General features: G+C 64.3%; 6 protein-coding genes. 5 read left to right on the top strand and 1 reads right to left on the bottom strand.

Annotated elements, in window-relative coordinates:
* The 5 genes from HWX31_RS33895 to HWX31_RS33875 form a co-directional block, all read left to right on the top strand.
* A partial coding sequence (locus tag HWX31_RS33895) for a fimbria/pilus outer membrane usher protein (protein ID WP_175934014.1) occupies nt 1-756 on the top strand: 756 nt, incomplete at its 5' end.
* Between the two features lie 282 nt (nt 757-1,038).
* Nucleotides 1,039-2,013: a fimbrial protein gene (locus HWX31_RS33890; RefSeq protein WP_208456100.1), complete on the top strand. Its 975-nt coding sequence runs from the start codon at nt 1,039-1,041 to the stop codon at nt 2,011-2,013.
* 41 nt (nt 2,014-2,054) lie between these two features.
* On the top strand, nt 2,055-2,303 hold the full coding sequence (locus HWX31_RS33885) for a FimD/PapC C-terminal domain-containing protein (protein ID WP_174964362.1): 249 nt from the start codon (nt 2,055-2,057) through the stop codon (nt 2,301-2,303).
* A gap of 100 nt (nt 2,304-2,403) precedes the next feature.
* Entirely contained in the window at nt 2,404-3,495 is a 1,092-nt protein-coding gene (locus HWX31_RS33880) for a fimbrial protein (protein WP_174964361.1), read from the top strand.
* A 50-nt stretch (nt 3,496-3,545) separates the two neighbouring features.
* Nucleotides 3,546-4,286, top strand: a complete 741-nt coding sequence (locus HWX31_RS33875; protein ID WP_174964360.1) for a fimbrial protein — start codon at nt 3,546-3,548, stop codon at nt 4,284-4,286.
* A gap of 67 nt (nt 4,287-4,353) precedes the next feature.
* Here HWX31_RS33875 and HWX31_RS33870 read toward each other — a convergent pair whose 3' ends face one another.
* Complete coding sequence (locus HWX31_RS33870) at nt 4,354-7,431, bottom strand: ATP-binding protein (protein WP_174964359.1); 3,078 nt, start codon at nt 7,429-7,431, stop codon at nt 4,354-4,356.
* Between the last annotated feature and the right edge of the window lie 27 nt (nt 7,432-7,458).

Raw genomic sequence — 7,458 nt, 5'->3', positions numbered from 1 at the left:
TTCAACGTGCAGACCGGCGTGTCGGGTTACCTGAACGACAGCAACACCGTCAACTACGGCGTGCAGGCGGGCTACAGCCGCGACGGCGGCGGCTCGGGCGGCGTCAGCGCGGGCTGGGATACGGCGAAGGCGAAGCTGACCGGCAACTTCACGCAGGATCGTTCGGGCCGGCACTTCGACGCGGGCGCATCGGGCTCCGTCGTCGTGCACGGCGGCGGCATCACGCTCGGCCAGCCGGTCGGCGAGACGTTCGCGGTGGTCGAGGTGCCGAAGGTGCGCGACGTGACGTTCGGCGGATCGCCGACGGTGCGCACCGACCGGCGCGGCTATGCGGTCGTGCCGTATCTGCAGCCGTATCGTCAGAACTGGCTGAACATCGACCCGTCGAGCATCGGCACGCATACGGAGATTACCGACAACGCGAAGATGGTGGTGCCGACGCGCGGGGCCATCGTGAAGACCCGCTTCGAAGCGGAGTCAGGGCGGCGCGTGCAGTTCGAGCTGAGCCAGGACGACGGCGGCAAGGTGCCGTTCGGCGCGCAGGCGTACGACGCGAAGGGCAAGCTGCTCGGCATGGTGGACAACCAGTCGCGCCTGCTGGTGTTCGGCATCGAGGACAAGGGCAGCATCGACGTGCAGTGGGGCGACAAGCAATGCACGATCGGCTATGCGCTGAAGCCGCAGAACAAGGAACTGACGTATGAGCGGCAGGCAGCGAGCTGTGTCCGCAGCGCGATGGTCACCAGCGTCAGGTGATCGTCATCCGGCGCGCGTGCTGGATTGACGCCACGTTCTTCGCGGGATAACCGTTCGTACGGGCCGCGCATCGGGCGGCTCAGGCCGTGAGCCTGATGAAAAACCGTCCGGTCTGCTGGTGTTCGGTATCGAGCATCTGGGCCATATCGATGTGCGCTGGGGGCGACGGCGCCTGCACTCGAATTGAATGGTGGGCGCGAGACACGACGCTGCCTGCGCTCGCCGCGCCCTGCCGTCGCTGAATTGCGGCGCCGCGATTCTGACAACCATGGAGCCAACGCAATGATCCTCAATACCCTGCGCAAGCTGATGCTGTTCAGCCTGGCGCTCTCCGCCAGCCTGGCGTGGACCAGTGCCTTCGCCGCCTGCACGGCCAACTCGGGCGCGCTCGAGAGAACCATCACGCTGCCGGCCAATATCTCCATCAAGGCCGCCAAGATAGGAGAAGTGCTCGCAACGAATACGTATACGCTCTGGGCTTCAAACGAATCGTATAACTGCACGGCTAACACTACGATGACGGTTGCCTTCAATGGCGGACTGGAGCTCTCTAGCTACCCGAAGGTCTACAAGACCGCCATCAAGGGGATCGGGATAAAGGTCGGTTTTCGGTTGAATCCCACCGGCACCAACGTCTACTACGCCCCCTTTAGTTGGTCCACATCCAGCGGGTACGCTCCGCAAGCCGTAGTTGTCGAACTCGTCCGCATCGATACCGGCGTGGGCTCCGGAACCTTGTCCACCAACTTCAATGTGACGCTCTCGGGCGGTGGAATGACCTACACCGTCAAATCCACTGGCAGCACAACGGTGAAAAACGATGTGATGTTCAGCGGCTGCTCGGCGGTCGATGCAGTGGTCAATGTGAAGATGGGCCAGGAGACCACCGATCGACTCAGGCTGGGCCAGGTCGCGGAGCGGCCGTTCAACTTCGACGTGCGTTGCGAAGGTCTCAAAACTACCACCCTCCCGGTGAAGGTCTATTTCGCCGGCGATTCCAGCACCGACGGGCTGCTCGCGCTTTCGGGTGCGGGAGCGTCGGGCATGGCCAGTGGCATAGGTATTTCCCTGGTCAACGACAAGGGCGTGAAGCTGCCCTTTGACAGTTCGCGCTCGATCAAGATCGATCACTTCCGGTCGGATGTGGGAGGTGAGATCTACCGCTTCTCCGGCGTAGCCAAGTACGTGCTGACAACAGGCGAAGTCAAGTCGGGCAAGGCAGATGCCACCATGACCTATGTGATCGAATACAACTAGGTCGTGCGTCCTCCGGACGGCGCGTCCAGTTCGAACCGAGCATGGATAGGGCGGCCAAGATCTCGTTCGCCACTCAAGCCTACGACGAGCAGGACAAGGTCATCAGCATGGCGAACAACCTGTCCTGCCTGCTGGTGTTCGGCATCGAGGACAGGGGCAGCATCGACGTGCAGTGGGTCGACAAAAGCTGCAAGGTGTCCTATCAATTGCCGACGCAAAACAAGGAACTGGCCTACGAGCGGCAGGTGGCGATGTGCATGCGCGCGGGCACGGTGGTCGGCGCGCGCTGAAGTGCGTTTGGGCGGCGTTTCCCGATCCGGAGAGACGGGAAACGACGTTGCTTCATCGAACCATTCCCCAAACCTGTCTGCCGTTCCGCTTCGCGCGGCCATGCTGTCGCTCACCAACCGCCGGATGACGCGCATTACACGTTTGCACGTAATGGAATCTATCGAGAGGAAAGGAATGTTCGAGAAAAAACTGCGTTGGGTGCGGGCGGCAATTGTTGCCAGCTCGTTGATCTGGTCGGGGGCCGCGTTTGGCTCCTGCTCGTATTCGGGTCCTTGGAGCCAGGACCCTTACAACGTGACATTTCCGGCAACGATGAACGTCGCGGCTGCCCCGGTGGGCGGGGTGCTGGCGCGTTCCGAGGTTCAATTCACGACGTCCAACTCCCTCAAGACCGTCGCGTGTTGGTCGCCCGATCGGATCGATTTTACGATCACGGTGCCGGATGGCCAACTGGTGCCCGGGTACAACGGTGTCTACAAAACCAATGTGGACGGCATAGGCGTGAGATTCGTGTTTGTCGCCTCAGATCAAGACTATATCCCACCGTGGTCTGTCATGGGAGGGAACCCCAACTGGGGCGCTATCCTTTATACCGCCCCATACAAGGTAAGAGTGGAACTGATCAGAACGGCAACGAACGTGGCATCCGGCGGCAGCGTGTCGCTCGCGTTCAACGCAGTCTTCGGTGCCGTCGGGCCAACAATGGCCAAGCTTTATATCAGAGGGCAAGGCACGACGCAGGTGACGAACGACATCTACTTCGGCGGTTGCAAGACCACAACGCCCGTCACCAATGTCCGGATGGGCAAGGAGCCTATCGAACGGATCAAGAGCGGCCGGACGCCGGAATATTCGTTCTCGCTGGAAGTCGCTTGCGGGACCAACAAACCGGGCAAGCCGCTTCCGGTGAAGGTGTACTTCGAAGGCGACAACGAGGCAGCGGGCTTGTTGCGTCTGTCCGGACGCGGGACGCCTGGTGTCGCCGCCGGTGTCGGCATCGCGTTGACAAGCGACAAGGGTGCCAAGCTGCCGTTCACCCAGGCCGACGCGCTGACGATGGACTGGAACCGCTCCAGCCCGGATGGCGAGGTTTACCGCTTCACGGGCAAGGCGAAGTATGCGCCCACGACAGGCGCGATCACCGCCGGCAGCGGCAATGCCACGCTGAACTTCGTCGTGCAGTACAACTGAGCCGGGGCGGCAACGCAGCGTGTGGATCAAGCCGCCTCGCATCGTCGCTGATGTTCGGCATCGAGGACAAGGGCAGCATCGACGTGCGGTGGGGCGACAAGCAATGCACGATCGGCTATGCGCTGAAGGCGCAGAACAAGGAGCTGGCCTACGAGCGGCAGACGGTGAGTTGCACGCACGCGCGCACGGTTGTCGGCGCGCGCTGGCGCGTGGAATTCATCCGCACCGGGATAGCGGTCGGAAGCGGCAGCATCACGCCGTTCGATGTCAGTACGCTCTATTACATAGCCACGGTTCCGCAGACCCGCATACCCGTCACGGGCACCCAGTTGAAGACCACGCTGGTGAACAACATCTACTTCACCAGCTGCTACAACCCGGCGTCCGCGCCCACCGTGAATCTCGGGAGGCCTGCCATCGGCGAGCTCCGGCAGGGCAATACGCTTCAGAAGGATTTCTCGCTGGACATTCGCTGCGATGGCATGAACCCGACCATCAAGCCGCCGGTGTCGATCTACTTCGAGGGCAATTCTCCGCGCGACGGCCTGTTGCTGACGGACGGGCAAGGTCAGGCCGGCATGGCGCAGGGTGTCGGCGTGACGTTGACCAATGAAAAGGGGGTAGCTCTGCCGTTCTCGAAGGCAAACGCGATGCCGATGACGTGGACGAGCAGCGGCACCAACAGCGAGTTCTACCACTTCGCCGGCAAGGCGCGCTACATCGCCAGCGGCGGCGAAATCAAGGCGGGAAAGGCGGATGCGACACTGACCTACGTGCTGCAGTACAACTGAGACGGGGCGGCGAGGCGGCATGACGCAAAGTTGCCATCCGTCTCGAACCAACGACAAACACCCCGGCCTAGTGTTCCGCCCCACCATCCTCCCGCAGCCGTTCGAGCGCCCGCCGAACAGCATCCTCGGTCGAATTCCACACGCGTTGCAATGCTTCCGGCCCGCCATCCCGCATCGCGTGCTCCGCACCAGCGCACGCATCGCGCGCGTCGACATCGCCCGCCAGCGCGAAACCGCCGCGCATTGAATGCAGTTCGATACGCAGCGTATCGGCGTCGCCGTTCGCAAGCGCGTCGCGAATCGCCGCAAGCGACTGCCGCGTCGCGTCGTGAAGCGTGCGCCGCACCTCGTCGGTCATCGCGGGCACGACGGGTGGGCGCTCGAGCGCTGGCTCGGACGACACCGCGTCGCGCCCCGCATGCCGCCGCAACGCCGCGTCGAGCGTCTCGATCGACAGCGGCTTGAGCACGACCTCCACCGTGCCGGCTTGCGCGCAGCGCCGCCGGTCCTCGTCGGTCGCGTGTGCCGTCATCGCGATCACGGGCACGCGGGCGCCCTGCTCGCGCAGGAAGTTCGCGAGCGCGAAGCCGTCGAGCTCCGGCATGCCGAGATCGGTCAGCACGACGTCGTACGGCCGCTCGAAGAACGCGCGCATCGCCTCCATGCCGTTGGAAACGATCGTGGCGTCGTAGCCCAACGCGTCGAGCTGGTCGCGCAGCAGTGCGCGGCTCGCGGGATGATCCTCGGCAACGAGCACGCGCAGCGGTTCGTCCGCGTCAACCTCCGCGTCCGCTTCGGCCTCTTCATCCGCGTCGAATCGCTCCTCCGCGTCGTACCCACGCGCGGTATCCACGAACGTCTCGGGTTCCGGCACATCGTCTCGCCAGCCGGACGGCGCTTCGGGCAGCGGCAGTTCAGCCACGAATACCGTGCCTTCGCCGAGCCGGCTGTCGACACGCAACTCGCCGCCCATCAGCGTCACGATGCGCCGGCACAGCGGCAGCCCGAGCCCCGTGCCGCCGAAGCGCCGGTAAATCGATGCGTCGGTCTGGATATAGACGTCGAACAGCGTCGACATGCTGTCTTCGGGAATGCCGATGCCCGTGTCGCTGACGGCGATTTCGACGCCACGGCCGGCCGGACCCGCAGGCGCGAGCCGCACGTCGATCGTCACGCTGCCGCGCTTCGTAAACTTGATCGCATTGCTGACGAGATTCGACACCAGTTGCCGCAACCGTGTCGAATCGCCCACGTAGCCATCGGCGAGATCCGGGGCAATGCGGCACGCAAGCACCAGGTTTTTCGCATCCGCGAGCGGACGGAAGATTGCGGCGACATCGTTCACGACGCGGCGCAGGTCGAACGGAATGCTTTCGAGCGCCATCTGGTTCGACTCGGCCTTCGACAGGTCGAGCACGTCGTTGATCACACGCAGCAGCGAATCGGACGACGACATGATCGTGCCCAGCCGGCGGCGCAGCGGCGCCGCCATCTGCGCGCGCTCCATCAGCTCCAGGTTGCCGATGATCGCGTTGAGCGGCGTGCGGATCTCGTGGCTCATCGTCGCGAGGAACGTCGATTTCGCCTTGTTCGCCAGCTCGGCGGCTTCGCGCGCCTCGCGCAGCTTCTCCTCCGCCTGCTTGCGCACCGTGATGTCGAGCAGCGTGCACAGCAGCACGTCGATCCCGCGGTACTTGGTGCGCACGATGTGCGCACCGAAATAGGCGGTGCCGTGTCCGGCGCGCTCGACGGTCAGCTCTCGCGTCACGCGCTTGCGTGCGTTGCCGGCGGGCGCACCGTCACGGTACGCTTGCCACAGCCGCTTGCCGAGCGGCTCGCCCGCCACGTCCCGCTCATACGCGATCATCGCGTCGTTGCGCACGAGCGCCTCGCCGTCGGTGAACGACAGCAGCACGAGCCCGGCCGGCGCCGTGCGGATCAGCGTCCGGTTGAGCGCCTCGCTTTCGATCAGGCGAATCGCACGCCGATTCGCCGGACGCAGCGCGCGCCTGTCGAACATCAAGATTGCGATCCACAGCAACGCGATTGCGAAGACTGCGGGCGCGACCGTCAAGCTCGCGCGCAAGGCAATGTCGCTCAGAACGGCACGCCATGAGATGGTCGCCATCACGACCTCGTCCGATCTCGGTACCCGGTCGCTGACGACGAAGGTCGTGCCCACGCGATGTGCGACCGCCCGCTCGCCGGCCGCGCTGCGCGCATGCTCGAGCGCACGCGCCACCAATGTGCTGTCGGGTTGCCCGCCGAGCAGGAGATTTCCGCCGGAATCGACGAGCGCGTATTCCCTGCCGGCGCCCGGCGAGCGCAGTATCCCCTCTATCAGCGGCAGGCTGTTGATGACGAACCAGACGACTGGCTTTCCGTTCGCGCCGCGCACCCATTGCACCATCCGCAGCACGGAGCGCCCGAGCACCGGATCGAATCGCCGCTCCAGCACGATCGCATTTCGACGAACGGCGGGCACCGTCGATACGGCCGGGTCATTCGCTGTCGGCCGCAGTTGCTGGGCCAGTGCCCTCACGTCGAACCCGGCCGGCAGCGCAAGCGCTCGCTTCACCAGCGGATGCCCCGCCGCAACGATGAAATCGCCGTTCGGATCGATCAGATATGCGGAACCGCCCGGATCGGTCGGTTGCGGCGGCGGCAGGACGCCCGTCACCTCGACCCCGTCGAGATAGCGCGCGAGGTAAGGCAAGTGACTGTTCGCCGAGGCGGCCGGCGGGATGTCGGCGAATGCGGCGATCGCAATTCGCCCTTTACGCCCGACGAACCTCTGCTCGCCGTGCTTGCCGGCCAGCAACCCGGGCAGGCCCGGCGGATTTTCAGCGACGCTGGCCCATTGCAGTTCCATGTCCTCGACATAGCGATTCCGCAGCGCACGCATGATCTCCACCTCGGCGACGAGTTCGGCCCTGCGTCCCGTGAACTCGACGCGGAAACGCTCGAGCGACTCCTGCACGTCGAGCAGCAAGACAAGCGTCATGCACACCAGAATGAACACCGAGATCGCCGCGCCGCTGCCGTACAGCAGAAACTGCTGCTGCCGCCGGACGCGCCCCGGGTCGAACGGCTTGCGAACGGCCGCCGTGGCGTGAGAAACAAGTCTTTTCAGCTTGGCTGGCATGTCGTATCGATCTCGTCGCTCCCGCCC

The sequence above is a fragment of the Burkholderia ubonensis genome, from assembly GCF_902833085.1.
GTDB lineage: Bacteria > Pseudomonadota > Gammaproteobacteria > Burkholderiales > Burkholderiaceae > Burkholderia > Burkholderia ubonensis.
Note: the sequence above shows the minus strand (reverse complement) of the source record. Positions and strands in the feature narration are given on the sequence as shown.

Bases quoted from the DNA above. Each gene is read 5' to 3' on its own strand.
- HWX31_RS33890 (WP_208456100.1), top strand. From the start codon at position 1,039: ATGATCCTCAATACCCTGCGCAAGCTGATGCTGTTCAGCCTGGCGCTC.
- HWX31_RS33885 (WP_174964362.1), top strand. From the start codon at position 2,055: ATGGATAGGGCGGCCAAGATCTCGTTCGCCACTCAAGCCTACGACGAG.
- HWX31_RS33880 (WP_174964361.1), top strand. From the start codon at position 2,404: ATGCTGTCGCTCACCAACCGCCGGATGACGCGCATTACACGTTTGCAC.
- HWX31_RS33875 (WP_174964360.1), top strand. From the start codon at position 3,546: ATGTTCGGCATCGAGGACAAGGGCAGCATCGACGTGCGGTGGGGCGAC.
- HWX31_RS33870 (WP_174964359.1), bottom strand. From the start codon at position 7,431: ATGCCAGCCAAGCTGAAAAGACTTGTTTCTCACGCCACGGCGGCCGTT.